Consider the following 25,737-nt stretch of genomic DNA (forward strand, 5'->3'; position numbering starts at 1 on the left):
ATCAGGCTCCTTCGCCGGGAACGACAGGCACATGCGAACGGGCACCTGGCATAATCGTGGCGGGTTGGTGACGGACGGGTGCGGCGCCGTCCTCGAGCAGCCGCAGAGCCGTGCGATAGCCGTTGAACGTGCCGACATCGACATAGGCCGACCCAGCCTTGACGCCGGAGGCTTGACCTCCGGCCGCAAGGTAGGCGTTGACCAACGTGCCGATATATTCGTCACGGCATTCCCGTTCACGCCAGAGTGCCGCAAGCTGATGCAGGATCTGGCCCGGCATCTTGAACGCACCCCAAACCCAGTTCGTGGCGGCGTCCTGTTGCTTGACCTGGATTTCGATCACGCGCTCGTGGTCATCGACAACGACGGCGTCGAAGAATTCCGGACGATCCACCGGGAAGAGCAGAAATGAAAGCTGATCGTCAGGCAAATGACAGAAGCCGTCCTCGGGAAACCAGATCGTGTCGGGAAGGCCGACCAGGACGACCTCATCGGACGCGACGAGAGGCGCTGCCCGAAAAATCGCATCGCAAAGTCCAACGGGATTGGGCTGCACCACGAAGAGAGCCGCGGCGTCACCATAGCCGGCAGCGTAATATTCGAGGATGTCGGATTTGCCCGATCCAATGATGAAACAGATCTTGTCGACACCAGCGTGCACCATCCGCCGCACCAGATACTCGCTCACGGCGCAGGGACGCTCGGTCTGTCCATCGATCCGGCTGCCGACCGGCAGCAGCTCTTTCGAGAAGCCGAGCGGTTGAATGCGGCTGCCGCGCCCGGCAGCGGGCACAATGCCCAACATCAGACTGCTTCCATCATCGGTTCGCCGGGAGATCTTTGAAAGGCGTCGTTTAGAATCTGGTCCAGCTCCGCCGCGCGCCGGCCAGAGGTGTGTTCGTCGAGAACCCGTTGGCGCGCACGGGTTTTGATAGCATCGAGTTCTCCTGCGGGTAAGGCGAGCGCCGCGACCACGTCATCGGTGTCGTGGGCCAGCAGGATCTCGCTGCCGGGTTCGAAGAAGCTGCTTAGGCCCGGCCATGTGTCGGTTACGATAGGCGCTCCACATGCCGCTGCTTCGAACAACCGGCCCGAAGGGCACCAGCCCTTTTGCGCCATCGCCTCGCGGGTCACATTCAGTGTCAGACGAGAGGATGAGAAAAACGCCGGGTGATCGGCCGGCGGAAGGTGCCTGACGAAGAAGATGTTGTCGCTCCACGGGAATTCCTGCGGATATTGTGCGCCGCCGATGATGAAGCGCTGGTCCGCCAAGCGCGCAGCTGGGCGAACCAGCAGATTCTCGACGGCCGCCTGGCGATCGGGCGCGTAGGTTCCGAGATAGGAGAGATCGGCCTTGAACTCGGCCCGCGGCGTAGCCGGCCGGTGTTGATCCGGATCGACATGCCCATAGAGCGGCACCACGTGACGCGCGCCCAGAACCGCCTTCAGCGCGTCGACCGCCGAGCCGCCTGTGTAGCTCAGGACGAGGTCGAAATCGGCAAGACCCTCGGGGCCGAAATAGGGTGGACGCTCACCTTGTTCGATGCGGGCAAGCGTGACCGGAGTGTCCAGATCGTAGAAGACCCGCAGTCCGCGCCCTGCCTGCTGCGCCAGCCGCGAGGCGTCCACGGCATCGGGACAATAAGAGGTGACGATAACGACATCCGATCGTTTGATCGTTTGCTCCGCGACCCGGCGGATATCCTCCCAGTCCGGATAGAGCACGATGTTGCCGCCGTCCAGATGATCAACATCGCGCGTTCCGGCATAGTAGGGTGTGTCGCGTTCGAAGAAGGTGATGGACCAGCCGCGCCGGGCGAGGGCTCTGATCAGTCCCCTCCATAAGGTGGCATGGCCGTTACCCCATGAAGACGTGACGGTAAGACCGAAAATGACCATCTGCATCCGGCAAATCCTCGTCAGGCAACTTCGTTCAATCGGATCAGCTTCGCCCCCCAGTCGCCCGACACGATCGTGGTGATCGAGGCGGGATCGATGTCGAAGCGAAAGCAGTCGCCGGCCGGCAAGCCAAGGACTTTGCAGACGGCGGCCTTGATCACATCGGCGTGGCTGACCAGGGCGACACACTGATTCTGATGCTGCTCGTGGACAGCGTTCATCACCGCGACGACGCGCTGCTGGACATCCAGCATGGTTTCGCCGTTTGGTGTCCTGGCCTCCTGCCGCTGGTCGTTCCAGGCTCGCCAGCCGGCGTTGCCGCTCAACTCATCGAAGGTCTTTCCCGACCAGTCGCCGAAGTCGATCTCGTCGAGTTCGGCACAGATCGCGATTTCCCCGACGCCGCAGGCGAACGCGATTGGCAGGGCCGTCTCCCGGGTCCGCTCGCGCGGGCTGCACAAGATCGCTGCAATCGGCTCCCGGGCCATGCGGCAGCCAAGCTGCGTTGCCTGCGCCTTACCAGCATCCCCGAGGCAAACGCCGTCCATACGGCCTGCCAGATAGGAGCCGACATTGTCGTGTGCCGCATGGCGGATCAGAAAGAAGGTCGTCGTCATTCCGCGGCATCGAGCAAAGGCTCGTCCTTGCCTGCGATAAAAGCGAGCGTGCGCTGCCGCGCTTCGGCGTCGGTGAACTGTTCGGGAGGCGACTTCATGAAATAACTGCAGGGACCGGTCAGCGCTCCGGCCATGCCGCGATCGAGCGCCAGCTTGGCGCAGCGTACCGCATCGATCACCACGCCGGCCGAGTTTGGAGAATCCCAGACTTCCAGCTTGAGCTCGGCATTGAGCGGCACGCCGCCGAAAGTCGTGCCTTCCACCCTTATATAGGCCCACTTGCGATCGGTCAGCCACGGTACGTGGTCGCTGGGCCCAACGTGGATATTGCCTGGCTCCAGGGGAACATCGAACTGGCTGGCCACGGACTGTGTCTTCGAGATTTTCTTCGATTCCAGCCGCTCGCGTTCCAGCATGTTGAGAAAATCGGTGTTGCCGCCGAAATTCAGCTGATAGGTGCGGTCGATGCGTACGCCGCGTTCGCGGAAGAGATTGGCCAGCAGCCGGTGCACGATGGTCGCGCCGACCTGGCTCTTGATATCGTCGCCGACCAGCGGCAGTCCTCGCTGCTCAAAGCGCCGGCGCCATTCCGGGCGTGAGGCGATGAAAACTGGTATGCAATTGACGAAGGCGCAGCCGGCCTCGAGTGCGCATTCGGCATAGAAGCAAGTTGCCTCCTCAGAACCCACCGGCAGGTAGGAAACCAGCACGTCAGCGTTGCTGTCGCGCAGGATCTCGCTGACATTGGCAACCGGCTCCGGAGCTTCTTCAATCTCGTCGCGCAGATATTTGCCGATCCCGTCCAACGTCGGCCCGCGCTCGACGCGAATGCCGGTTGTCAGCGCGTCGGCGAAGCGGAACGTGTTGTTCGGGGCGGCATAGATCGCTTCCGCGACGTCGCGGCCAACCTTGCTCCTGGCGACATCGAATGCGCAGACAATCTCGATGTCGTCGACATGGTAGCCGCCAAGGTCGGCATGCATCAGCCCAGGGATTGGTTCGTTGCTTTTCGCGTTACGATAAAACGAGAGGCCCTGCACCAGGGAGGATGCGCAGTTGCCGACCCCAACGATACCAACACGAACCTTTTTCGATCCCACGAAACCGCCACCCTATGTTGTTCAAAGGTAAGTTCCTGGCGCCGAACCATCAGCGTGCCGGAATGTTCCTCCGCCCATCGAAAAATTGCGCGAGACTGCATGGATCGAAGCTGCATTCGATGCGTTGCCGCACGGCAACATTGGAAAACCGATCGATGATCGTCTACGGCGACCACAGGCAGACCGAGAGCGCAGAGCAGCTTCGGGAAGCAGCAAACGAAATGGCCGAAAGCCTGGATCGGATGTCTCATGGCGTCCAACGCCATGCTGCATTGGTCGGACTATTCATCAGCGTGTCGGAGCTGGTTCAGGCGCTTGCCGATGTCGATTTCCAAACCAGCGGCATCGACATCTTTTCGCCGCGACAACAGCAAGGCGCCAAGTTGTTGGTCGGACTCGCGGCAGAGGTGGCGAAGTCGTGGCAAAGCGGTTTCGGCGTCGGCGGTGGCATCGATCCGGGACTTCTCAAACAGCTGGCCGGGCTCGACTGCAAGGCCGAGGTTGTGACCGGCTCTGCCGAGGGTTATGCGCACTATGCGCTTTATCCCGAAAGCTATTTGGACGCGGCGCAGAAGTCGGGTCTCGATGCGAACACATGCGTGATCGGCGTCCGCAGCATCGGCCTCGGGCTGGCAGCTATGGTGGCGGCCTCGATTGGTGCGCCGGCACCATTCAGCGTTCGCCCGATCGGCCATCCCTTCCGCAGGTATATCAACGCCGATCCGCAGTCGATCGCCACTTGGATGAACAATCCATCGGCGCGTTTCGCCGTTGTCGACGAGGGTCCTGGCCTGTCCGGCAGTTCGATGCATGCCGTTATCGTGTGGCTGCGTGAACTGGGTATCGATACGGACCGCATTCACCTGTTTCCCAGCCATTCAGGCGGCCCGGGCATCGAAGCGTCGCGGGAGGCTCGGGAGACATGGTCGCGCTGTCCGAAGCATGTGGCGACGGCGTTTGAATGCACCTTCTCCGAAAGCTCGAAAATCCCCACGTTGCGCGATTGGGTGGCCGAGGCGGTCGGCAGGCCGGAATTAGGCCTGACCGAGCTATCTGGCGGCGAGTGGCGGGCCGCCCACTACGCCGACGAAGGGCGCTGGCCGCCGAGCCCTCGCGGTACCGAGCGGCGTAAATTCCTGGCGTCCGCCGGGCGTGACCGCTGGCTCGTCAAATTCGCGGGTCTCGGCGAAACCGGACGGCGCAAGAAACGAACCGCGACGATGTTGCATGAAGCCGAGTTCGGATCGCAAGTTGTCGCGCTTTGCCATGGCTTTCTGGTTGAACGGTGGATTGACGGCACCACGATGGATCAGGCGCCGCTACCCATGGAAAGACTGATCGCGGAGTTCACAAATTACCTGGCCTGGCGTGCGCTCAATCTTCGAACTTGCGAACCGGGTGCATCATTGCTTGCACTCGCGGAGATGGCTGTTTCCAATACGTCGGAAGCCCTGGGCGAAAAACGCGCGGCAGCCTTGCGCGGTTGGCTCTCGAAACAGGCCCCCGCGAGCGGGCTGCAGCGCGTTGAAATCGATGGAAAGCTCCAACCATGGGAGTTTCTCGTTCGTGCCGACGGCAGGGTGCTCAAGACAGATGCCGTCGACCATTGCCGGGCACACGATTTGATCGGCTGCCAGCCAATAGAGTGGGACATTGCCGGCGCCCGTGTCGAGTACGGGCTATCCGACAGCGATGTGAGGACCCTGGTCCAAGGAATGAAGCTTGCCATCGACAACGGCCACATCGGCTTTTTCGAACCGTGCTATTTGGCATTCCAGCTCGGGCTCTGGAGCACGGCTGCGCAATCCGAAAATGGCCGGGAAAAAGCAAGGCTCGCCGCGACGGCAGACCGATATAGGATGCGACTGATAGGGTTCCTGGACGAATGCCTGATATGATCGTTCCGATCAGTCCAGCCTTCGCAGCATGTCTGCTTCCTGCTCGAGAATAGCGGCCACTTCCTCGCGCTGCAGATGCGTCATCATCAAGCTGACGCAGCACTCGAGATAGGTGATCGAGGCGCGCCGCAGATAGGCAGCCGTCTCGCGTTCGGCCATCTGGTCGATATCCCTCGCGGGTCGCTTGGGTTGCATGAGGATGATCCTCCGTATCGGTTCCTCCCGCCAAACCACAAGCTTGGGCGGATGTTCCGCGCGATCTCGGGAAAGATTCGGCGGCCGTCTCGCATCACGCCGGAAGGTTCTGCAGCCCGCCGGATGCCGGCCTCGCTCTTTTGGCAAAGCCTGTCATCTGATCGCCGATGCGACTGCCTTCGAGCGCCGCGAAATAATCGATCGTCAGCTTGAGCCCTTCGTTGAGGGGCACCTTCGGTGTCCAGCCGAGCAGCGCTTTTGCACGCGAAATATCGGGCTGCCTGCGCCGAGGATCATCTTGCGGCAGCGGCAGAAATCTCAAATCCGATTTGGTGCCGGTCATCGCCTTCACCAGCGCCGCCAGTCGCACGATGGTGAATTCTCCGGGATTGCCCAGATTGACCGGCTTGCCCGGATTGGGGTCGATGTCCATCAGTCGCCTCAATCCATCGATCTGATCGGAGACATAGCAGAAGGACCGCGTTTGCAAGCCGTCGCCGAAGATCGTCAGAGGACGTTTTTCTAACGCCTGCATGATCAGGTTTGAGACGATGCGGCCATCCGCCGGATCCATTCTCGGACCGTAGGTGTTGAAGATGCGCGCGACGCGCACGTCGGCTTTGCCGGCTCTAAGATAGTCGAAGCAAAGCGTTTCGGCAGTGCGCTTGCCCTCGTCGTAGCAGGCGCGCGGGCCTGTGCAGTTCACATGGCCAACATAGTCCTCCCTCTGGGGATGTTGCTCCGGATCGCCATACACTTCGCTCGTCGAGGCCTGTAGCAGCCGCGCGTCATATCGGACAGCGAGTTCGAGCAGGTTGAGCGTGCCGATCACGCAGGTTCGCGTGGTGTGTATCGGGTCGGCCTGGTAACGCGGCGGCGAGGCAGCGCATGCCAGGTTGTAGATGCGATCCACGGGCTCGCCGAGATCCAATGGCCGGCAGATGTCCTGCTCGATCAATCGGAAACCCGGCTGATCCATGATCGAGATGATGTTTTCCATGCGCCCTGTCAGGAAATTGTCGGCGCAGATCACGCGCCAGCCATCGCGGAGCAATGCTTCGCAAAGATGCGAACCGAGGAATCCCGCACCGCCGGCGACAAGCACTGCCTTTGCCCTTTGCGCGTTTCTTTTTTGTCGCATCGTCGTTTTCTCCTGTATGCCGGTCATGCTGCGCTTCCGATGTCGAAATCGAGGGCCGCCGCCCTTGGCTGTGTCAACGCCGTCACGAATTCGCGCGCTCTGGCCGCACCGGTGTGGGATGCGAGGACGCGTTCGCGGGCCCGGCGGGCCATGGCGAGGCGTGTGCGCTCGGACTCGCCGAAGAGGATTTCGATGACATCGTCCGTTTCCCCGGCGTTGTGAATCGCCGATGCGGGAAAGAAGCTGTCGAGCCCTGGCCAGCGATCGCTGATGATGGGCGTGCCGCAAGCAGCCGCTTCGAACAGGCGCACACTGGGTGACCATCCGGCAGCGATCATGGAACTGCGTGTGACGTTCAGCGTGTAACGCTGACGGCTGTAGAACGCGGCATGATCGGCCGGCGGCAAATGTTCGATGCGTTCGACATTGTCCGGCCAGGTGATGTCGGATGGGTATTGCGAGCCGGCTACGACGAAACGGCGGTCCGGCATACGCCGTGCTGGTTCGAGCAGCAGCGCGTTCAGCGTTGCCTGCCGGTCGGCACTGTAGGTGCCGAGATAGCCGAGATCCCAGCGGATCGGATCGCCGGTCCGGTGGTGCCGTTCCGGGTCGACCGAGCAGTAGAGCGGTTCGGCGCGGCGCGCGCCGAACTCCTCCACCAGACGGCCAAGCATCGGCCCGCCGGTGAACGAGAAGTAGACATCAAAATACGGAATCTGCCGCCAGCTCAGGTAATCGCAATCATCGGCTGAAAGCTGCGCCACGGTTACCGGCGTGTCGATGTCGTAGAAGCAGAAGCGCCCTTTGCAAAATGAAGCGACGATGTCGATGACCACGCGCCCTTCCGGCACGAAGGAGCCCATGACGACAATGTCGGCCTGCTCCAGGCACCGGGCGTAGTCGCTTTGCAACTCCGCAGTGGTTTCGTAGTAGCGCAAGGCGCAGAAATCCGGATCTCGCAGATCGCGGTGGTTGGCGTACCACGGCACGTCTCGCTCCAGAAAGGTCACGCGGTGGCCGAGTTCGTGCAGACCTTTCAGCAGGCCTCGAAACGTCGTGGCGTGGCCGTTTCCCCAGGACGAGGACAGCGACAGGCCGAGAAAGACGATGTCCAATTGCTTGGTCATTCCGCTGCCTCCACGGTCCCCTGCTCGAAATGACGTTTGAAGACGGCATCGGCCACGTCCGCCCGCAGCGCGTAGGTATGGTCGGCCAGCACGCGGCAAAGTGCGGCCTGGCCGATTGCCTTCGCCCGACTGGAGGTCAGCGAGCGCATGATCTCGGCGACATCGCCGCCGTCCCGTGCCACCAGGATCTCCTCGTCTGGTTTCAGGAACAGTTCCACGCCCAGCCATGCGTCGGTGATGAGGCAGGCACCGGCGCCGGCCGCCTCGAAGACACGCGTGGCCGGTGAAAAACCGTTTACGGCCATGCTGTCGCGACTGATGTTCAGCACGGCCTTGGGAGTGACGTTGAAGGCATTATGATCGCGGGTGCCAACGTGACCGAGCCAGCCGACATTGGCGGGAAGCGGCTTGTCCCCCCAGCCCGATCCGCCGAGCAGAAAGCGCTGTTTCGGCAGCTGGCTTGCGGGATCGAGGAAGAATGCTTCGACACGCGCCTCACGATCCGGCAGCCGGTTGCCGAGGAACGCCAGATCGCAAGCGAAACGCGCATTGCTGGCGACCGGGTGATGCGTTTGGGGATCGAGCGCATTGTAAATCGGCACGCATTCGTTCGCCCCCATGGCACGGTAGGCCCAGACGACGGGGTCGCCGCCGCCATAGGTCAGCACAAGGTCGATTTCTTGCAGGGCGCCATGGAGCGGATGGTCCGGTTCGTCGCGCAGCTGGGCAAGGGTTGCCGGAGCGTCCACGTCCCAGAATACCACCAGCGCGTCGCTGCGGGCATGGTCGAGAACGGCGCGCAGCAGCGCCTCGTCCTCGAAACCGACGCCACTCGCCTTGACGACGATGTCGGCGCTGGCGGCGCGTGCCGCGACCTGCATCAACGCGTGCTGGGTCGCTTCATAAACGACCACTGTGCACCAGTCAGGGGCCTCGATGTCGCGGTTCTTCTGCCGGTCGTAGACGTCGGGCTCATAGAAGGTGATTTCGTAGCCCAATTGGGCAAGCGCCTTCAGCAAGCCGCGATAGTAGGTCGCGGCACCGTTCCAGTAGGACGACAAAAGGCTCGATCCATAGAATGCCATCTTCATGCGGCGGCTTCCTTTGCGGTGGTCTTGTTGATGGTATGTTCGGTTGTGCATTCCGTGAGCACGCCGAACAACTCGTCGACGCGGTGCTGGCAGGTGTGCCGCGAGCGGATGGTCTCGAGACCCGAAGTCACCAGGGAAGCCGCGAAATCCGCATCGGCCAACACCGCCCGCAGGTGTTGCCGCATTTGCGAGCCATTGTGGGCGAACAGGAAGTCGACGCCGGGCCTGAACAGCTGCTCGACATCGGACCATGGTGCTGAAATCAGCGGAATGCCGCAGGCGAGTGCCTCGAACATGCGGATCGTCGGAATTCCAGGCAAACCCTCACGATAGGGGCGCCGCGGGATGTGGACGGTGACACGATGCGCGGCGAACGCCTTCGGCACGTCGGCATTGGCGATCCATCCGTCATAGCGCAGTCCGGCGGTGGCCAGATCCGCAAGTGCGGGCTTGGGGTAGCGTACGCCGTGCACGGTGGCCTCGAGACCGAGATCGTGTACCGGCTCGATTAGAAACTCCTTGAGTTCGGCGGTTCGTTCATCGTCGCCCCAGTTTCCAATCCAGACCAGATCGGACGTGGGGTGGATCTCCGGGTGCGGCTTGAACAGGCGATCGTCCGCAGCTTCATGCCAGGTGAAGACGCGCTTGCCCCAGCCGGCGCGCAAATAGCTCTCGCGCAAGGCCTCGCCAAAGGCGAGAACGCCGTCATAGTGCTCCAACCGCAGCGCCGAGATTGCCTCGGTCGCCGATACCGCCCGGTGGTGGGTGTCATGAAACAGAAGGATGAAGTTGCCGCCAGCGGCCCGGGCACGGCCGATACGTGCGACAAGCTTCGGATCCGTCCACTCATGAACGATCACAACGTCGGCCTCAGCGATCCAGGCCTCGTGATCGAACCCGACATCGTAGGTCACCGGCATCAGTTCTGGGAAATCCTTGCGGAAGCGTTCGATGGCGAAGGATCCCTTCTCAGCCAGCAGGTTCGAACGGCTCCAGCCGTCGGACGGCTCCAGCGCGACCGCCTGGTGCCGGCGCGCGACCAGTTCCCGCATGATACCGCGCAGGAAATGGGCATTGCCGTGGTTCCAGTCGGAAACGACCGAGTGGGTGTAGAACAGAAAGCGCATGGTCAGCGCCCCGCCATGGCCAGGGCCGCCTTGTCGTAGATGCCTCGCATGGCCGCCGCTTGCCTGGCCAGTGTAAACCGGCGGCTTCGTCGCAGGGCTGCCTGGCCGAGCTCCCGCCTGAGTTCGACATCGCTGGAGAGACGATTGAGGCAGGCAGCGAGGTCGTGGGGATTGCGCGCGTGAAAGAACATCGCGGCCCCGTCCCATAGTTCGCGATAGGTTGCGATGTCGGAAAGCACCAAGGGCGTCGCCGACATGGCAGCTTCCAGCGCGGCCAGACCGAATGGCTCATAGATTGATGGCGACACGAAAATGCCGGCGCGCGCCATCAAGGAGCGCACCTCGTGAGACGGCAGTGCTCCCAGAGGAACAGCATAGCTGAAGCTGGTACGCCCGCCGTTGGGACCGTGCATCGAACCGGCGGCAAAAACGGGCCATTGCGTCAGCGACGCGGCCTGGTCGATCACCGCCGCATTCTTGCCCTCGTCCCACCAGCGGGCAGCGGCGAAGACGAGCGGTTGGCGCTTTTCGGTCTTCGGCACCGGACTGGCACTATTTCCGACCACACTGAGACGCGCGATCGGGCCATAGCAGGTCTCAAGCATGTCGGCATGGCTGCGGCTCGGCACGATAACAGCGTCGGCCCGATCCAAGCCGCGCCTGTTGCGCTCCTTCTGCCAGGCCCATGCGCCATCCACTGCCTGTTTCCTGACGGCGTGGAACCATGTCGTCACGCAGGAATGCGAGACCACCACGGCTGGGCACGGCGCATCGAATCCCGCCGCCTGCGTTGGTGCGTTGAAATGAACAAGGTCGATGGCGTGGTCGCGCATGGGCGCAAGCAATTCCCGCGGCAGCGCGTCGAGGTCGCCGCCGTTGCGGGTCATCCAATCCGGCGGCGTACTCAACCAGATCAGCGTCGTGAAAGCCTCCGCCTCCGCAGCCTGCTGCCTCGACGGTTGTGGACCGAGGCCGGCAAGCACCACACTGTCGCCGCCGTTCACAAGTTCCCGTGCCAGATCAAGGGCATAGCGCCATACGCCGCCCACGGCATCGACGGTCATCAGGATGCGCCGCGAGCGCGGCGTCAGTGTCCGCAACATGTCGCCTCCAGTTCCGCCAGCGGTCGCGGCCGCCTCTCCTGGATGTCACTGAATTTCTGGAAAGATGCGAGGTAGTGGTCATGGGCGCGTTCCCAGGCAAGGTCGTCGGGTTCGCCCCAAAGCTCGCGGTAGCTGGGCGAACTCGGATACGGGTAAAGCGGCACAGGTTCGTTGGCCCATACGCCGTGGTCGATCAGGTGGGTTCGCCAGTGCTCGACCAGGGCGGGATCATCCTCGACCACGCCGATCAGATTGGCCTGAACGAATGGAACGTGACGTCTGGCATCGACGAGCAGCGCGGCGAGTTCCTCGGTACCCAGCCGGCAGCGCTTGGCCAGCATTGCCCGACCTTCGACGGTCAGGCTTTCGAGGCCGGCCTCGATCGAGACGCAGCCCGCGGCGCCCAGCAATTCCAGCAGTTCGGGCTTCCACAGATCGATGCGGGTCTGTACGCCGAATTTCACGTCGCGATCGACCAAGGCTTCCAGCAACGCTTTTTGCGGCAGGAAGATCTCGTCGATGAAGTAGATGTAGCCGACACCTTGGGCAATCAGCCGATCGATCTCCGCCACCACCGCTTCATGGTTTCGACGGCGATAGGCATCACGGAAATCGATCTTGGCGCAGAAACTGCAGTTATAGGGACAGCCGCGCGATGCCTCGACTTCCGCACCGAACCCCACCTGATTGTCATCGAACCTGTGATGGTGGTGCGAATGGGCTGCGATCCAGTCCGCTGGCCATTCGAGTGGCGGATGATCGACAAACGAGCTGGCGTGGACGCCTCCGTTCGAAACCACCTTGGCATCCCGCAGATAAGCGGTTGAGGGCACGGCGCTCCAATCATCGCGCCGGGCAAGCTGCTCGACGACTTCTTCACATTCGCCGCTCACGACGATGTCGACGCCGAGCTTGCGCAAGGTCGGCGCCGGCGTCGCCGAGCCGTGCGGCCCGACCGCGACCGTGCGTCCACCGCGCCCGGCGAGACGGTTGAGGAAATCGGCCGGCACACGCAATTCCGGCGGTGCGCAGCGCCAGAACAGATAGGTCGGGGCGGTACTGACGACGGTCATAGCCGGGGCGAAATCAGCCACCCGCTCGCAGAGACCGGAATTATCGAGCCTCTGCAACTGCCCATCCAGCATCAGCACCTCATGTCCGGCGGCTTCGAGCAGGGCCTTCGAATAGCCGAGTTCCAGCGGCAGATGTGGTTGGCGGCAGCCGAAATAGATGCTGTCGTCGTAGGTCCAGAATGGGTTTACCAAAGCGATTTTCATGCGACGTACCTCACGGCTTCAGGGCGAGGCTCGAGCCGATGGCGCTGCAGCCAGTCGGCGAGGTCGCGGACGCCTTCGCGCCATGAAACATGGGCCATCCAGCCAAGCGCGGTTTTGATCTTGCGGGTGTCGGCGACGAAGAAGGGCTGGTCGCCCGTGCGTTCCCCATCGTGGCGGATTGAAAGCTCATGGCCGGTCAGGCTACGGATCTCGCTCAACAGCCTGCGCAGGCTGACCGCATTTTCCGGGCCGCCGCCAAGATTGAATGCCTGGCCTTTGGTGGTCTCGATGCGATCGAGCACGGCCCTGTAGGCGGCGACGGCATCGGAGACATGCAGGATATCGCGCACTTGCCTGCCGTCGCCGTAAATGGTGATTGGGCGTCCCGTCAGCGCGCTGAGCAGGAAGTGTGCGACCCAGCCCTGGTCCTCGGTTCCGAACTGGCGCGGTCCATAGATGCAGCTCATCCGCAGCACCGCCGTCGGCATGCCGTAGGATTTGGCATAGTCGAGCACATACTGATCCGCCGCGCCTTTGGAGCAACCGTAGGGCGTGCAGAAGTCCAGGCCCCGAGCCTCATCGATGCCGTGCGCCTGGATGACGCTGTCGCAAGGCACATAGTGATCGCCGTCCTCGCGGACCGCGACGTCGGGCAGGCTGCCATAGACTTTGTTGGTGCTGGCGAAGATCACCGGGATAAGCTCACCGCTCAGTCGCGCCGCCTCCAGAACGTTGAACGTTCCCCGAAGGTTGATGTCGAAATCCTCGCCTGGCTGGACCAGGCTTGTGGTGACGGCGGTTTGCGCGGCCAGATGGAAGATCGCCTTTGAACTCATCAGAGCCGGCGCCAGGGCGTTGGCGTCCCGCACGTCGATCGTCTCCACCGTGAGGCGACCGCCGTGTTTTTGCGCCAGCCATTCAAGGTTCTGCTCGACGCCCGGACGGCTGAGATTGTCGATCACCAGTACCGGCTCGCCATCCGACAACAGGCTGTCGGCGAGGTTCGATCCTATGAAGCCGCTGCCGCCGATGATGGCGACCGGCGCGTCGCGTCGATTGCGTGTGTTCATGAGACCAACCCGCGTTCTTCGAGCTCGCGCTTCATGTCGGCGCCGCGGTCGACGGCGGACGTGTTACGCACCCAGGAAACGAACTCGCCGAGCGAATTCTCCAATTGCCGCACCGGCTCGAAACCGAGCAACTCACGGGCCTTGGAAATATCGGCGAAGCAGTTGCGGATATCGCCGGAGCGGGCTTTGCCGAGCAGTTCCGGCGAGCGATTCGGTGTCCCCATGGCCTCGGCCAGCAATCGCGCGACTTCGCTGATCGCATAGGCGCGGCCGCTGCCGATGTTGATGACATGACCCTTTGCCTGGCGTTGCTGCAGAGCAAGGCGAAAGGCGCGGGCGACGTCCTGCACATGGACGAAATCGCGCTTCTGTTCGCCATCCTCGAAGATCATTGGCCGTTGGCCGTTGGCGAGACGCGAAGCGAAGTTGGCCAGCACGCCGGTATAGGGATTCGACAACGCCTGGCCGGCGCCGAAGACATTGAACAGGCGCAGCGCGACCGCATCGATGCCATAGGCCTCGCCGAAGATCAGCACGGCGCGTTCCTGGGCGTATTTTGTCAGCGCATAGATGGAGGCGAGATCGACCGGCTTTTCTTCGTCCGTCGGCAGCGGCGAGAGGGCGTCTCCACCTGGCGACAGCGGGTTCCATTGCCCGCTCCTGATGTCGCTCGCCTTGCGCCGAGCATTGTCGATACGCCGGCCGTCTGGCGTTGCATAGAGCCCTTCGCCATAGACGCTCATCGACGAGGCGACGACGATCCGTTCGACCGGGTGCTTGATCAATGCTTCAAGTAGCGTTGCGGTGCCGAGATCGTTGGCGCCGACATAGCGCGCGATCTCATACATCGATTGCCCGACGCCGACTTCCGCCGCCAGATGAATGACCGCGTCAACGCCATCCAGCGCATTGGCGACCGCCTCCCGGTCTCGGACATCGCCCTTGATCAGCTCGGTCCCGGCGGGAAGCGCGACGGCTTCGCCCGCATGCACCTGCTCCAGCAGCGCATCGAGGATGCGAACCGAATAATCCTGCTCGACGAGTTCCTGTGCGACATGCCGGCCGATGAAGCCGCAGCCTCCTGTAACCAATATGCGTTTCACGACGACTCCTCAGACAAGTAACCTCGGCGCCCCGAACTTTTCGGCAAAAGGTTTGTTCCCTTGCTTCAACAAAGTTCCTTTGGCGGACTTCGTTGGGAGCCGGCATCGCGATCACGGCGCGGTGCTGGAACATTGACGCCCTTGTGCTGTTAGGACGCCCGACAGCCCGCGTGTCCGCCGATGATCAAAGGAGATTTCAATGTCTCAGTCGCAAACGACCACGAACCATGACGAAATTCGCAAATGGGCCGAGGAGCGGGACGGCCGGCCGGCGGTGGTGCGCACCAAAGGCGAGGGCGGTATCCTGCGGATCGACTTCGGCGAGCCCGAGGAAGCATTCGAGCCCATCGAATGGGACGAGTTCTTCCGGATATTCGACGAGAATGATCTGGCCTTTCTGTATCAGGCCAAGACCGGTGAGGGGAAAGCCAGCCGTTTCAACAAATTCGTCGAGCGCAATCAGAAGGGCTGATGACGCAGGCCAAGCGGCCGATCTGTACGGCCAAGTTTTCGAGATGTGGTGAACAATGACGGCCCCGCGGCTTGGCACTTCAGCCTGAGAGGCCTTGGAGGTAAAACTAATGCATCAGTTTTGCGCCGCGGGTTTTCGCCATCTCTCGCATGATGCCGTTGAGCCAGTTTTCAGTGGATTGACCAAGCTGTCTGCGGTCGACATCCCGGATCGCTTGCTCGAGCGTCCTCTCGACGAGCCGATCCGATGCGTCGACGTCTCCCAGCAAAAGGCGCGCCGCAAGTCGCAGTTTGGGCAAAAGCGCGAAGACGTCGTCGGACGGGTCCGGTACGGAGGTCGCCCGTCCCGATGCCTGCGGGGGAAAGAGTGCGTTGAACACGGCCTGGCTGCCCGAGGATTTCCGCAAATTGCTGGCGTAGCGGAGATGATCGGGAATGGCGATGTCGTCATCGCCACTGAAGAACACGAAGGGGACACCCCGGCGCATCAACTCATCGGCGATTGGAAACACGCGTCGGCCATTGAGATTGACGTCGAGAATTGCAGCTTCGGCCGTCCCGGTGTGTTTGGAAGCCTGTTCGACAGTTGCAGCGGGACCAAGGATTATGGCGCCCATATTGCTGAAAAACCGCGCAAGATCTCCCGCCATCGTCCATTCGTCTTCGACTATCAGAATATGCAGCCCCCGCAGGTCGCGCACGTCGTCATCCTTTCTTGGAACGGAGGTTAGAATGCAGCGGATTTGCTTTCCGAATTCTGTCATCCAAGGCCGCCTGCAACCGTTTCGCAAGCGTCAGCATGCGATCCGGGACGGGCCCCGCATGGGAAGCTTCGAGCGATCCAGGCGCTCCTGATACCACCGGCGTCGGGAGTTTTATGTCAGCAGATCGTTTTGCCATTGAACCACCATTGATATCGGGTTCAACGTCATCTCTGACGTCTTGTTCCATCCGTCTTGCGCGCTATATGGTTGTGTCCTGTTCGATCCGGCCTTGAGGAGACTTCATGTCGGGTCGGCGAAAGGGGGACATGCCGTGACTGCCCGATCGACTAGATTTCCCATCGTGGGCATAGGCGCGTCCGCGGGCGGCATTCCCGCGATGGAGGGCCTTTTCAAGGGCGTGACCGGCCAGCCCGGCATGGCGTTCGTCATCATCACGCATCTCAGCCCCAACAGGGAGAGTCTGTTGCATGAGGTTGTCAGCCGCTACACCGAGATGCCTGTTTCGGTGGTCGAGGATGGCACGGTGGTTCAACCTGACCACGTCTATGTGATGCCGCAAAACGTGACATTGGCCATTGAATCGGGGGTGCTGCACCTGCGTCGGCCCAATGGGCTTACCCAGGAGCGCAAGCCCATCGATATCTTCTTCAGCGCACTGGGTGAAGACCAGGGCGAATATGCCGTCGGCGTTATCCTGTCGGGCGGTGATTCCGATGGAACCCTGGGCGCCAAGGCCATCAAGGAGCGGGGCGGGTTTATCGTCGCGCAAGCGCCGGACGGCTACGGGCCGCGCAATCCCGACATGCCGCAGAGCGCTATTGCCAGTGGGCTCGTCGATGTCGCAGTGACTGCCGAGGAGATCGGGGCGAAGCTGGAGGCTTTCGCCCGCGGCTTCGACACGCTGGACGGGTTGGCGGAAGACGATGGCGATGAAACGCCCGACATCGACAAGGTGCGAGAACAAATCTACGCCATTCTGCGCAGCCACTCCGGCCATGACTTCTCGGGCTATAAGACCAAGACGTTCCTGCGCCGCGTGAAGCGACGCATGCAGATCGCCCAGGTCCATTCCATCAGCGGCTATATAGACTGGCTGAAGAAGGATGCTCGCGAGGTGATGAACCTTTTTCGCGATCTGCTGATCAACGTCACCAACTTCTTTCGCGACCCCGATGCCTTCGAGTTGCTCGGGCGAAAGATCATACCGCAGCTGTTCGAGGGCAAGACCGCCAGCGACACCGTCAGGGTCTGGGTTCCGGGATGCGCCACGGGCGAGGAGGTGTTCTCCATCGGCATCCTGCTGCGCGAACACATGGAGACGCTTACGGTCGTTCCGCGCGTCCAGATATTCGCCACCGACATAGACGAGCCGGCGCTGGCGGTGGCGCGGGCGGCACGCTATCCGGAAGCCTTGCTGCAAGGTCTTTCTCCTGAACGCAAGCAGCGGTTTTTCAACGGTGATGGCGAGAGCTATGTCCTCAGCAATGAGGTGCGCGAACTGTGCATCTTCTCGCCGCACAGCGTCATTCGCGATCCACCCTTCTCGCGCATGGATCTGGTCTCCTGCCGCAATCTGCTGATCTATTTCGGCCCGACCATCCAAAATCGCGTCATCCCTGTCTTCCATTATGCGCTGAAGCCCGGCGGATACCTTTTCCTCGGCACCTCCGAAAGCGTCGGGCAGCACGACGATCTGTTCGCCACCGTCGACAAGAAGCATCGCATCTTCCAGGCGCGGGAGCATGCCTCACCGCACATCAGACTGCCGGCCCTGATCGGAGAAAGCCATTCCAGCGTCTTCCCATCCGAAAGTGCCGGCTCGAAGAAGGGACTTGTCGGCTATCCCCTGCGGCAGGCGGTCGAGGCGCAGGTGCTGGAACGGTTCGCGCCGCCGCATGTCCTGGTCAACGCCGAGGGCGATGTCGTCTATTATTCGGCCAGGACCGGCAGATATCTCGAAGCGCCACAAGGGATTCCCAGCCGGCAGTTGCTGACGATGGCAAGGCGTGGGTTGCGGCTGGACCTCCGCGCCGCACTGCGCGAAGCGACGACCACGCGCCGCACAGTGGTGCGGGAAAACCTCACCGTGGAGGAAGACGACGAGCGGGTCCAGCCGATCAGGCTGACGATCGAGCCGCTCGCCGAACGCGGCAATGGCGAGCCGCTCTACCTTGTCCTTTTCGAGCCGTCGGGGCCGACCCAGGCCCGGTCCAACGAAGATGGCGGCAGTCGTGACAGTGACAGCACCGCCGATCTCGAGCGGGAACTGCGCGATACCAGAGAGCGCCTGCAATCGACGATCGAGGAGTACGAGACCGCGCTGGAGGAGGTGAAATCGTCGAACGAGGAACTCGTCTCCGTCAATGAGGAGGCGCAATCCACCAACGAGGAACTCGAAGCCTCGAAGGAAGAGATGCAGTCGCTCAACGAGGAGCTCAACACGATCAATGCCGAGTTGACGGCCAAGATAGAAGAGCTCGACCACGCCAACGGCGATCTGCGCAACCTGTTCGAAAGCACCGACATCGCGACTATTTTCCTCGACCGCAGCCTTGTGGTCCGCACTTTCACGCCGGCGGCGTCATCTTTCTTCAGCCTGCGCCCCTCCGATGTCGGCCGGCCGCTGACGGATCTGTCGAGCCAACTCGACTATCCCGAGTTGAAGCAGCACATCGACAAGGTGTTCGAGACGGGCGAGATCCTGAATCACCATCTGGCACGCGATGCCAGGGGCCTGTTCCACATGGTCCGCATCAATCCCTATCGCGACAAGGGCAACAGGATCCAGGGCGTGGTGGTGACACTTGTCGATGTCACCACGCTGGCACAGGCGGAAGAGCATCAGCAGGTGCTCATCTCGGAACTCAACCACCGGGTCAAGAACATGCTTGCGGTGATCGCCAGCATTGCAAGCCGCACGCGGGAAAGTTCTGATACGAAGGAGGAGTTCGCGGACGCGCTGATCGGTCGCCTGCATGCCATGTCGCGGGCCTACGGCCTGCTGACCCGGGAGAGATGGAAGGAAGCCTCGGTCAGGGAATTGCTCCAGCAGGAGCTCGAACCATTCGGCATCGAGCGGATCGAACTCGATGGCGAGGATGTCAAACTAGGTCCGCAACAGGGGCTTTCCCTGAGTATGGCCATTCATGAACTGGCCACCAACGCGGCCAAATACGGCGCTTTGTCAAAAACCGATGGCAAGGTCAGTGTGCAATGGTCGATCGAGGACGACAGTTTCACATTTGGCTGGCGAGAAAAGGACGGCCCTCTTGTAAAGGCGCCGTTGGACAACGGCTTTGGCCTGACCCTATTGCAGGGAGAAATCGGTTACAGGCTCGGCGGCCACGTCGAAACCGCGTTCCACAAGGACGGCCTCAGCGTCCAGATCGCGTTTCCGGCAAACCACAAGGAGGCGCCGTGAGCGACGACAAGCCGCGCGTTCTGGTGGTCGAGGACGAATGGCTGATCGCCGAAGACATCGCGTCACGCCTGCGTGCGGCGGGTTATCCGGTGATCGGCCCGGTCTCGTCGGCCGCCGCGGCTCGTCAGCTTATCGATGCAGGCAAAGCCGACGTGGCGCTGCTGGACATTCAATTGAACGGCGAAACAAGTCTGCCCGTGGCCGAAACATTGCTGGCTCGCGGCATCCCCTTCGCCTTCATGACCGGATTTGGGCCGCGCGACGTTCCCACACCCTTCCGAAACTGCAAATTCGTGCCGAAGCCGGCAGGCGACGCTGCACTTCTCAACACCCTGGCCGACCTGGCATCGCTTCGTCCCGACAAACACTCGCTGTGATTTCAAGAGGCCGGTTTCGATCAGTCCAGGGGCTTGTCCGTCGGCCGAGGCGTGGTGCTCGCCTGACGCGGCCGCCCGGCGTTGCGATTGGCAACCGGATTGTCCAGCGGCGCGGTCGACGGCCGGGATGTGCCTGCGGTTTTCGGCGTCTCCGGCTTGCCACCGGCATCGGTGCCATTGGCATCCCGCTTTGGGTGCGGCAGACTATCGGCGTTCGGAGACCGGACGCTAGGTTTGGATGTGGAATTCTCATTGGTCATGCAACACCTTCCTTTGCAGCCGGTGGGGCACGGCGGTCTCGCCGCCGTGAATTCTGCAGGTCAACCGCTGCCGCGATCGAAGGTTCCAGATCGCCAACGGGTCCGTTGCGGTTCACGGCAGCGAACTTGCTCAGGGCAGACCTGGTGCGAGAACCCGACGTCTCAGCCATGCGGTCGCATTACCACCTTGATGCAGCCATCCTGCTTGTCACGGAACGTCTTGTAGAGGTCCGGTCCCGCTTCGAGGTCTGCCCGGTGCGTGATCACGAAGGAGGGATCAATGTCGCCCTTCTGCACCATGGCGAGGAGCGGTTCGAGATAGCGTTGCGTGTGCGTCTGACCCATCCGGAAGGTCAGTCCTTTGTTCATGGCGGCGCCGAACGGAATATGATCGACGAGGCCGATATAGACGCCGGGCACCGAGATGGTGCCGCCTTTGCGGCAGGAGTAGATTGCTTCGCGCAATACATGCGGCCTATCGGTGCCGAGATAGACGGCAGCCTTGACCTTGTCGAGCATGGAGTCGGCACTGGCGGCGGGATCCGACTCGGTCCCGACACAGTCTATGCAGCGATCCGGACCGCGGCCATCGGTCATCGCCATCAAAGCGTCGTAGATATCGGAATTGCTGAAGTCGAGCGTCTCGGCCTTGCCGTGCTCGCGAGCCATCGCCAGCCGCTCCGGCACCTTGTCTATGGCAATGACGCGGCCGGCGCCGAGCATCCATGCGCTCTGGATGGCGAACTGACCAACCGGACCGCAACCCCAGATGGCGACGGTTTCGCCTGGCTCGATGCCGGCGTTTTCAGCTGCCATATAGCCGGTTGGAAAGATGTCGGAGAGGAACAGCACCTGTTCGTCGTCCATTCCCTCGGGCACCTTTATCGGACCGACGTCGGCGAAAGGAACGCGCAGATATTCGGCTTGCCCTCCCCAATAGCCGCCCACCAGATGCGAATAGCCGAACAGGCCAGCCGGGGATTGTCCCATCACTTCGGCAGCCTGTTTGGCATTGGGATTGGACCTGTCGCAAAGCGAGAACAGCCCCTTCTGGCAAAACCAGCACTCGCCGCATGAGATGTTGAAAGGCACCACGATGCGGTCGCCCTTTCTGAACTTCGAATGGCCGCTGCCGACTTCCACGACCTCGCCCATCGTCTCGTGTCCGAGCACATCGCCCGATTTCATCGTCGGCATATATCCGTTCATCAGATGCAAGTCCGAGCCGCATATGGCGCAACAGGTGACTTTGATGATGACGTCGCGATCATCCTCGATGGCCGGATCAGCCACCTGGTCGCATCGAATGTCGCCTTTGCCGTGCCATGTGAGCGCTTTCATGATGGTGCTCCTGCTTGGAGATTTTTTGGTTTGCTTGAAGGCCGAAGGTCAGTCTTTGGACGCTGAACCCGGCTCGGCCATCTTGCGATGCTGTTCGGCCAGCGTGCCTGCCGGCGTCACATGCGCTGCGGCGACCTGCAGCTTGTTCTTCCAACCGCTGATGATTTGTTCCTCACCGTCCATCATCGCCTCGTAGCCTGCTTTGGCGACATCGGCGGGATTGTCCTTCTCATCGGTGCCGACCTTGGTATCCATCATTTCGGCGCGTTCGAAGAACCGCGTCTGCGTTGCCCCGGGCATCAGCACGGTGACTGTGACCCCTGTGTCCTGCAACTCATGACGCAGTGCGATCGAGAAGGAATCGATGAATGCCTTGGTGCCGTTGTAGACCGCCTGGAAAGTGCCGGGCATGAAACCAGCGATCGATCCTGTGAAGAGGATGCGGCCTCGGCCGCGGCGTGCCATCCTGGCTCCGAGTTGATGCGCGAGATAGACGGTCCCGGTGATGTTGGTGTCGATGATGCGGCGGATTTTTTTCCAATCCTGATCGACGAAACCACGGCCGAGTCCACGTCCGGCGTTCAGGAACAACAGGTCGACATCGCGATCGCCGATCCCGGCGATCAAACGATCGACACCCTCCTCGGTCGCCAGATCGGCCTCGATGGCTTCGACGGTCACATCATGCGAACCGAGCGCCGCGGCAGCCTGCTGGATCGCGGGCTCGTCGGCGGCTATGATCAGGTGGTAGCCGTCCTTGGCGCACAGTTTGGCGAGTTCCTTGCCGATGCCGCTTGAGGCGCCCGTCACCACGGCCAACTTTTCATTCGTCATCACGTCCTCCGAACTTCGCTTCGGCCGAACCACTGTCGGGGCTGATTGTTCCGTGCGGGATGATGCGCGGCTGTATGCGGGCCGTGACAACGATTTGTCCTTGAGTTCATCCAAGCCATGAACAGCGGCGCGTGGAGAGGTGGAACAACTTAGGTCTACTTAGGTCTACGCGAGTTCGACATCCGTGCAGCGTCGTTGCTCCCCTTGTTTGATGCTGCACGATCGGGTCCCCCTCAGCCTGATCCAGCCCGCGCGTCCCTGCTCGGGAAGCGCGGGCTTTCCCGTGAGTTCGGCTGCCATGTTTTTAAGTTCTGGTGGGAACAATGTACCCGTTTGGCAGTTCGGCGCGCAGGAGGAACAGAATGCAATACGCCGAAGAAATCGCGCTCAGGCGCGTAAAGATGCTGGTCGAACAATATGTCGTCGCCAGGAGCAGGAGATATGATTTCGTCTCGACGGAACTTGCCTGCAAGGCCATTCGCCAGGTCGTACGAAGCCCGATCGAAGACGCCGAACTGGACCATTTGCTGGCTAGAAGCGCGGTCAAACAAGGGCTCTCGGTGCGGTTCGACCGGATAGGTCATTGGCAGGCGGCTTCGCCCGGACTCAGCCAGGAGAAATCAGCATGAGGGCAGTGCTTTTGATGTCGGCGGCATTGCTCGCCTTGGCGGGGTGCAACGACAATGCCGATCCAGCCAAGTCCAAGACGGATACTACGAACAGCCAGCCGGTCGACAAGAATCCCACGACGGACACCAACCCAACACCGCAGACCAGCACCGGCGGCGACCAGCAAGGTACGCAGCCAACCCAGCCGGCATCTCCCAAGCCAAGTGGTGGCTAGGCCTATGGAGCGACGCAACGCAATAATCTCGCTGGTGATAGCGGCGGTCATCATTGTTGGTTTCGTCGTGGGCTTTTTCTACGTCGATATGGGCTGGCAGACCTCGCCGCTGAAACGCGCGCCGGAGCAGAACCAGGGCGGCAATGCCCCCGCGGATACCGCCCCGGCTGCCGGCGTCCAGAAAAATCCTAGGGAAAACACGGAAATGCCGGGGCAGCAGTGATCGACGGCCGGCAGCAACAGGCGAGGCGACGTCGCGGTGACGGTGCCGAAGTGAGTTCGATACAGCACGGATCTGGAGTGTGGATGATGGGCATCCTTTCCGACCTCGACAAGAAACTGACGGACAATATGTACGAGCATGGCAGCGAATTCACCGATGCGGTTTCGGATCTGCCCGAAGCAGTCGTTGAAGCGGTCGAACGGCTGATGTTTTTCATCCAGCCCGACGCGCGCGACACAGTCAGAACTCAGGTTCTCGGCCTCATTCACGAATACAGAATCCAAGACGCTCCGAACGGGGATCGCCCCGCCTGACCTTCAGCTTACGCTGATGCGGCAATTGAAACCGATCGGGACCTGGCTCGCCGCCGCGTGCTCCGGATCGGCGGGCGCGGTCGTTGACGGACCCGACGAGTGCTCTAGATCAGATTTACGCCGGCCACGGTTTTGTTGGGTCGGGGGAGACTATTCGGTGGCGCACGAGACGCCTGATTTGATCGTTAGACGCCGCTATCTCAGGCTCGAGTGCTTGTGCTTGCTGTTGATGATGTTGTCGGCATGCTCATCTTCCGATCAGATCGAGCAGCAATCACGAACAGCGGCCTCCGCATCGCAGACTGTATTGATGGCGCTGGACGCCTGGGCGGCAGGGGCGGCGCCGACCGCATACACGGCGGGTACGCTGCAATCGATCGGCAAGACGCTTGCCGATGCCGGGGAGCAAATCCGGTCCGCCGAAACCAGTGAACCCGCCGAGCAAGCTTCGCTGACGAAGGCAGTCAACGATTTGTCGGTCGCGGTGGCGCGTGCAGAGGCCGGATTGCAGGCGGGCGACCGGCCGGAAGTCCAAGATGCGCAACAGGATATACGGCTGGCGTCGCGTTCGCTCGCTACCGCCTACGCCAAATACTTCGCGCCAAAGCCATGAAGAAGCTCATGGAAATATCCCTCGGCGTCGTCACCAGCGTCGGCGGCTTCCTCGAAGTTGGGTCCATGGCGACAGCGGCGCAGGCAGGCGCGATGTTTGGCTTCCAGTTGATCTGGGCGGTGGTGCTCGGCACCATCTGCATCATCTTCCTTGTCGAAATGTCCGGCCGGTTCGCGGCCGTGAGCCATCACACGATCTCCGACGGCATCCGCGAGAGATTCGGCTTCAACGTCTTTCTATGGCCGTTGCTTGCCGCCCTGCTGGTCAATTTCCTGGTGCTGTCCGCCGAGATCGGCGGCGTCGCCATTGCACTCGAATTTGCCACCGGCATAGGCTTCCAGTGGTGGGCACTGCCGGTGGCTTTGCTGGCGTGGCTGCTGCTTTGGAAAGGCACGTTCGGCTTCATCGAGAAGGGCGTATCTATTCTCGGTCTGGTGACGCTGTGTTTCGTCGTCGGAGCGGTGATGCTGAGACCCGATTGGACGGCAGTCGCAAGGGGCGCCGTGCCTTCGCTGCCGGTCCACGATGCCGCCAATTACTGGTTCATGGCGGTCAGCATTCTCGGCGCCTCGATATCGCCCTACCTCTTCATGTTCTATTCCTCGGGGGCCATCGAGGACCGGTGGGACAAAAGCTATCTCGGAGCCAACCGGGCCATAGCGGGGTTGGGCATGACTTTCGGGGGGACCATCTCGATCGGCGTGTTGATCGTGGCCGCTCTCGTGCTCGCCACGCATGGCGTCACCCAAGTGGATGACTATCACCAGTTGCCGTTGATGCTGATACCTATATTCGGCTTCTGGGGCTTCGTGCTGTTTGTTGCCTCCCTCGCCATTGCCTGCTTCGGCGCCGCACTAGAGGTCGGGTTGCAACAGGCCTATCTTGTGGCCCAGGGTTTCGGCTGGAATTGGGGCGAGGATCGCAAGCCGCGCGACGATCCGGGTTTCAGCGCCACCTACACGATATCATTGCTTTTGGCGGCTATTCCCATCGCGCTTGGTCTCGATCCGCTGAGGCTCACCATCTTCTCCATGGCGCTGACGGCAGCCAGCCTGCCGCTGACGGTCGTCCCATTTCTGTTTCTGCTGAACGACAAACGTTATGTCGGCGAGCATCGCAATGGCATTTTGTCGAATGCCGCCGTCATCTTCATCATCGCGCTCGGCTTCGTACTGGCGGTGGTGACCATCCCGCTGCAGATATTCGGAGGCACATGATGAAGTTGCTGCGTGATCTCCTCGACAAGCAGGTGGTCGACCGCGAGCAGATCAAGATCGGCAAGGTCGACGGGCTGGTGGCGGAGTTACGGCCTGGCAAGCCGCCTCGGATCATTGCCATCGAGCTCGGCTCCATCACCCTGGCACGTCGCCTCGGCGCACGGCCTGGGCGGTGGATGGCGCGGCTCGCGGTCAAGCAGCATGGCGAGCCCCATCGGATCGCCTGGCACAAGGTAAAAGATATCGGCATCGATATCGAGTTCGACATCGATGTGCGAGAAACGTCGATCTTCGCCTGGCAGGACTGGTTGCGCGACCATGTCATCGGGCGCATTCCGGGAGCTTGATG

The 25,737-nt window shown here is 61.6% G+C and carries 28 protein-coding genes; 11 read left to right on the forward strand and 17 right to left on the reverse strand.

What is annotated here, in order from left to right; translation table 11 throughout:
• Position 1: 1 nt before the first annotated feature.
• The 4 genes from NP503_RS01415 to NP503_RS01430 are packed head-to-tail and all read right to left on the reverse strand — an operon-like array spanning position 2 to position 3,616.
• Positions 2–805, reverse strand: a complete 804-nt coding sequence (locus NP503_RS01415) for a sugar phosphate nucleotidyltransferase (RefSeq protein ID WP_127270582.1) — start codon at positions 803–805, stop codon at positions 2–4.
• Complete coding sequence (locus NP503_RS01420) at positions 805–1,905, reverse strand: glycosyltransferase (protein WP_127270580.1); 1,101 nt, start codon at positions 1,903–1,905, stop codon at positions 805–807. Before NP503_RS01420 ends, NP503_RS01415 begins: the two co-directional genes overlap by 1 nt.
• Positions 1,906–1,919: 14 nt before the next feature.
• A complete protein-coding gene (locus NP503_RS01425) occupies positions 1,920–2,516 on the reverse strand; it encodes a histidine phosphatase family protein (protein ID WP_127270579.1) in 597 nt (198 codons plus the stop codon).
• Positions 2,513–3,616 (reverse strand): inositol-3-phosphate synthase, encoded by a 1,104-nt coding sequence (locus NP503_RS01430; protein ID WP_127270577.1) that lies wholly within the window; start codon positions 3,614–3,616, stop codon positions 2,513–2,515. The genes NP503_RS01425 and NP503_RS01430 overlap by 4 nt, the downstream gene beginning before the upstream one ends.
• 155 nt (positions 3,617–3,771) lie before the next feature.
• On the opposite strand from NP503_RS01430, the gene NP503_RS01435 reads away from it, so the two are divergent.
• Complete coding sequence (locus NP503_RS01435; RefSeq protein ID WP_127268457.1) at positions 3,772–5,514, forward strand: hypothetical protein; 1,743 nt, start codon at positions 3,772–3,774, stop codon at positions 5,512–5,514.
• Between the two features lie 9 nt (positions 5,515–5,523).
• Here NP503_RS01435 and NP503_RS01440 read toward each other — a convergent pair whose 3' ends face one another.
• The 9 genes from NP503_RS01440 to NP503_RS01480 all read right to left on the reverse strand — a co-directional run bounded on the left by NP503_RS01440 (position 5,524) and on the right by NP503_RS01480 (position 14,748).
• Entirely contained in the window at positions 5,524–5,709 is a 186-nt protein-coding gene (locus tag NP503_RS01440) for a hypothetical protein (protein WP_127268456.1), read from the reverse strand.
• Between the two features lie 94 nt (positions 5,710–5,803).
• Positions 5,804–6,850 (reverse strand): UDP-glucuronic acid decarboxylase family protein, encoded by a 1,047-nt coding sequence (locus NP503_RS01445; protein WP_027036338.1) that lies wholly within the window; start codon positions 6,848–6,850, stop codon positions 5,804–5,806.
• 23 nt (positions 6,851–6,873) lie between these two features.
• Complete coding sequence (locus NP503_RS01450) at positions 6,874–7,977, reverse strand: glycosyltransferase (RefSeq protein WP_127268455.1); 1,104 nt, start codon at positions 7,975–7,977, stop codon at positions 6,874–6,876.
• Positions 7,974–9,068, reverse strand: coding sequence for a glycosyltransferase (locus tag NP503_RS01455; protein ID WP_127268454.1), 1,095 nt, complete (start codon positions 9,066–9,068; stop codon positions 7,974–7,976). The genes NP503_RS01450 and NP503_RS01455 overlap by 4 nt, the downstream gene beginning before the upstream one ends.
• Positions 9,065–10,195, reverse strand: coding sequence for a glycosyltransferase (locus tag NP503_RS01460; RefSeq protein WP_127268453.1), 1,131 nt, complete (start codon positions 10,193–10,195; stop codon positions 9,065–9,067). Before NP503_RS01460 ends, NP503_RS01455 begins: the two co-directional genes overlap by 4 nt.
• 2 nt (positions 10,196–10,197) lie before the next feature.
• On the reverse strand, positions 10,198–11,298 hold the full coding sequence (locus tag NP503_RS01465; RefSeq protein ID WP_127270575.1) for a glycosyltransferase family 4 protein: 1,101 nt from the start codon (positions 11,296–11,298) through the stop codon (positions 10,198–10,200).
• On the reverse strand, positions 11,283–12,575 hold the full coding sequence (locus tag NP503_RS01470) for a TIGR04295 family B12-binding domain-containing radical SAM protein (protein WP_127270573.1): 1,293 nt from the start codon (positions 12,573–12,575) through the stop codon (positions 11,283–11,285). Before NP503_RS01470 ends, NP503_RS01465 begins: the two co-directional genes overlap by 16 nt.
• Entirely contained in the window at positions 12,572–13,645 is a 1,074-nt protein-coding gene (locus NP503_RS01475) for an NAD-dependent epimerase/dehydratase family protein (RefSeq protein ID WP_127270571.1), read from the reverse strand. Before NP503_RS01475 ends, NP503_RS01470 begins: the two co-directional genes overlap by 4 nt.
• Positions 13,642–14,748, reverse strand: coding sequence for an NAD(P)-dependent oxidoreductase (locus tag NP503_RS01480; protein WP_127270562.1), 1,107 nt, complete (start codon positions 14,746–14,748; stop codon positions 13,642–13,644). The genes NP503_RS01475 and NP503_RS01480 overlap by 4 nt, the downstream gene beginning before the upstream one ends.
• A 199-nt stretch (positions 14,749–14,947) precedes the next feature.
• On the opposite strand from NP503_RS01480, the gene NP503_RS01485 reads away from it, so the two are divergent.
• Positions 14,948–15,220 (forward strand): hypothetical protein, encoded by a 273-nt coding sequence (locus NP503_RS01485; RefSeq protein ID WP_023809470.1) that lies wholly within the window; start codon positions 14,948–14,950, stop codon positions 15,218–15,220.
• A 106-nt stretch (positions 15,221–15,326) separates the two neighbouring features.
• Here NP503_RS01485 and NP503_RS01490 read toward each other — a convergent pair whose 3' ends face one another.
• Positions 15,327–15,983, reverse strand: coding sequence for a response regulator (locus tag NP503_RS01490; protein ID WP_127269400.1), 657 nt, complete (start codon positions 15,981–15,983; stop codon positions 15,327–15,329).
• Between the two features lie 271 nt (positions 15,984–16,254).
• On the opposite strand from NP503_RS01490, the gene NP503_RS01495 reads away from it, so the two are divergent.
• Positions 16,255–19,365 carry a CheR family methyltransferase gene (locus tag NP503_RS01495; RefSeq protein ID WP_127269401.1) on the forward strand — a complete coding sequence of 1,037 codons (3,111 nt, stop codon included), beginning with the start codon at positions 16,255–16,257 and terminating at the stop codon, positions 19,363–19,365.
• A complete protein-coding gene (locus NP503_RS01500) occupies positions 19,362–19,742 on the forward strand; it encodes a response regulator (protein ID WP_127272254.1) in 381 nt (126 codons plus the stop codon). Before NP503_RS01495 ends, NP503_RS01500 begins: the two co-directional genes overlap by 4 nt.
• Before the next feature lie 20 nt (positions 19,743–19,762).
• Here NP503_RS01500 and NP503_RS01505 read toward each other — a convergent pair whose 3' ends face one another.
• The 3 genes from NP503_RS01505 to NP503_RS01515 form a co-directional block, all read right to left on the reverse strand.
• Positions 19,763–20,002 carry a hypothetical protein gene (locus tag NP503_RS01505; protein WP_127272253.1) on the reverse strand — a complete coding sequence of 80 codons (240 nt, stop codon included), beginning with the start codon at positions 20,000–20,002 and terminating at the stop codon, positions 19,763–19,765.
• A gap of 162 nt (positions 20,003–20,164) precedes the next feature.
• On the reverse strand, positions 20,165–21,343 hold the full coding sequence (locus NP503_RS01510; RefSeq protein WP_127272252.1) for a zinc-dependent alcohol dehydrogenase: 1,179 nt from the start codon (positions 21,341–21,343) through the stop codon (positions 20,165–20,167).
• A gap of 48 nt (positions 21,344–21,391) precedes the next feature.
• Complete coding sequence (locus NP503_RS01515) at positions 21,392–22,177, reverse strand: SDR family oxidoreductase (protein ID WP_127268249.1); 786 nt, start codon at positions 22,175–22,177, stop codon at positions 21,392–21,394.
• Between the two features lie 362 nt (positions 22,178–22,539).
• On the opposite strand from NP503_RS01515, the gene NP503_RS01520 reads away from it, so the two are divergent.
• From NP503_RS01520 to NP503_RS01550, 7 genes are all read left to right on the forward strand, one after another.
• Entirely contained in the window at positions 22,540–22,806 is a 267-nt protein-coding gene (locus tag NP503_RS01520) for a hypothetical protein (protein WP_027036323.1), read from the forward strand.
• Entirely contained in the window at positions 22,803–23,021 is a 219-nt protein-coding gene (locus NP503_RS01525; protein WP_127255009.1) for a hypothetical protein, read from the forward strand. Before NP503_RS01520 ends, NP503_RS01525 begins: the two co-directional genes overlap by 4 nt.
• Before the next feature lie 4 nt (positions 23,022–23,025).
• Entirely contained in the window at positions 23,026–23,244 is a 219-nt protein-coding gene (locus tag NP503_RS01530) for a hypothetical protein (protein WP_013533184.1), read from the forward strand.
• A gap of 86 nt (positions 23,245–23,330) precedes the next feature.
• Positions 23,331–23,558, forward strand: a complete 228-nt coding sequence (locus NP503_RS01535; protein ID WP_023809461.1) for a hypothetical protein — start codon at positions 23,331–23,333, stop codon at positions 23,556–23,558.
• Between the two features lie 157 nt (positions 23,559–23,715).
• Positions 23,716–24,171 (forward strand): hypothetical protein, encoded by a 456-nt coding sequence (locus tag NP503_RS01540; RefSeq protein WP_127268250.1) that lies wholly within the window; start codon positions 23,716–23,718, stop codon positions 24,169–24,171.
• Entirely contained in the window at positions 24,168–25,388 is a 1,221-nt protein-coding gene (locus NP503_RS01545) for an NRAMP family divalent metal transporter (RefSeq protein ID WP_127268251.1), read from the forward strand. Before NP503_RS01540 ends, NP503_RS01545 begins: the two co-directional genes overlap by 4 nt.
• The gene (locus NP503_RS01550; protein ID WP_127268252.1) at positions 25,388–25,735 is read left to right on the forward strand and encodes a hypothetical protein; all 348 of its coding nucleotides are present in this window, start codon (positions 25,388–25,390) and stop codon (positions 25,733–25,735) included. The genes NP503_RS01545 and NP503_RS01550 overlap by 1 nt, the downstream gene beginning before the upstream one ends.
• Positions 25,736–25,737 lie beyond the last annotated feature (2 nt).

The sequence above is a fragment of the Mesorhizobium sp. SEMIA396 genome, from assembly GCF_024518615.1.
Lineage (GTDB): Bacteria > Pseudomonadota > Alphaproteobacteria > Rhizobiales > Rhizobiaceae > Mesorhizobium.

Bases quoted from the DNA above. Each gene is read 5' to 3' on its own strand.
- NP503_RS01485 (WP_023809470.1), top strand. From the start codon at position 14,948: ATGTCTCAGTCGCAAACGACCACGAACCATGACGAAATTCGCAAATGG.
- NP503_RS01450 (WP_127268455.1), bottom strand. From the start codon at position 7,977: ATGACCAAGCAATTGGACATCGTCTTTCTCGGCCTGTCGCTGTCCTCG.
- NP503_RS01490 (WP_127269400.1), bottom strand. From the start codon at position 15,983: ATGACAGAATTCGGAAAGCAAATCCGCTGCATTCTAACCTCCGTTCCA.
- NP503_RS01445 (WP_027036338.1), bottom strand. From the start codon at position 6,850: ATGCGACAAAAAAGAAACGCGCAAAGGGCAAAGGCAGTGCTTGTCGCC.
- NP503_RS01520 (WP_027036323.1), top strand. From the start codon at position 22,540: ATGCAATACGCCGAAGAAATCGCGCTCAGGCGCGTAAAGATGCTGGTC.
- NP503_RS01460 (WP_127268453.1), bottom strand. From the start codon at position 10,195: ATGCGCTTTCTGTTCTACACCCACTCGGTCGTTTCCGACTGGAACCAC.
- NP503_RS01455 (WP_127268454.1), bottom strand. From the start codon at position 9,068: ATGAAGATGGCATTCTATGGATCGAGCCTTTTGTCGTCCTACTGGAAC.
- NP503_RS01415 (WP_127270582.1), bottom strand. From the start codon at position 805: ATGTTGGGCATTGTGCCCGCTGCCGGGCGCGGCAGCCGCATTCAACCG.
- NP503_RS01475 (WP_127270571.1), bottom strand. From the start codon at position 13,645: ATGAACACACGCAATCGACGCGACGCGCCGGTCGCCATCATCGGCGGC.
- NP503_RS01510 (WP_127272252.1), bottom strand. From the start codon at position 21,343: ATGAAAGCGCTCACATGGCACGGCAAAGGCGACATTCGATGCGACCAG.
- NP503_RS01470 (WP_127270573.1), bottom strand. From the start codon at position 12,575: ATGAAAATCGCTTTGGTAAACCCATTCTGGACCTACGACGACAGCATC.
- NP503_RS01535 (WP_023809461.1), top strand. From the start codon at position 23,331: ATGGGCATCCTTTCCGACCTCGACAAGAAACTGACGGACAATATGTAC.
- NP503_RS01435 (WP_127268457.1), top strand. From the start codon at position 3,772: ATGATCGTCTACGGCGACCACAGGCAGACCGAGAGCGCAGAGCAGCTT.
- NP503_RS01440 (WP_127268456.1), bottom strand. From the start codon at position 5,709: ATGCAACCCAAGCGACCCGCGAGGGATATCGACCAGATGGCCGAACGC.
- NP503_RS01505 (WP_127272253.1), bottom strand. From the start codon at position 20,002: ATGACCAATGAGAATTCCACATCCAAACCTAGCGTCCGGTCTCCGAAC.
- NP503_RS01525 (WP_127255009.1), top strand. From the start codon at position 22,803: ATGAGGGCAGTGCTTTTGATGTCGGCGGCATTGCTCGCCTTGGCGGGG.
- NP503_RS01515 (WP_127268249.1), bottom strand. From the start codon at position 22,177: ATGACGAATGAAAAGTTGGCCGTGGTGACGGGCGCCTCAAGCGGCATC.
- NP503_RS01420 (WP_127270580.1), bottom strand. From the start codon at position 1,905: ATGCAGATGGTCATTTTCGGTCTTACCGTCACGTCTTCATGGGGTAAC.
- NP503_RS01545 (WP_127268251.1), top strand. From the start codon at position 24,168: ATGAAGAAGCTCATGGAAATATCCCTCGGCGTCGTCACCAGCGTCGGC.
- NP503_RS01530 (WP_013533184.1), top strand. From the start codon at position 23,026: ATGGAGCGACGCAACGCAATAATCTCGCTGGTGATAGCGGCGGTCATC.
- NP503_RS01550 (WP_127268252.1), top strand. From the start codon at position 25,388: ATGAAGTTGCTGCGTGATCTCCTCGACAAGCAGGTGGTCGACCGCGAG.
- NP503_RS01465 (WP_127270575.1), bottom strand. From the start codon at position 11,298: ATGTTGCGGACACTGACGCCGCGCTCGCGGCGCATCCTGATGACCGTC.
- NP503_RS01425 (WP_127270579.1), bottom strand. From the start codon at position 2,516: ATGACGACGACCTTCTTTCTGATCCGCCATGCGGCACACGACAATGTC.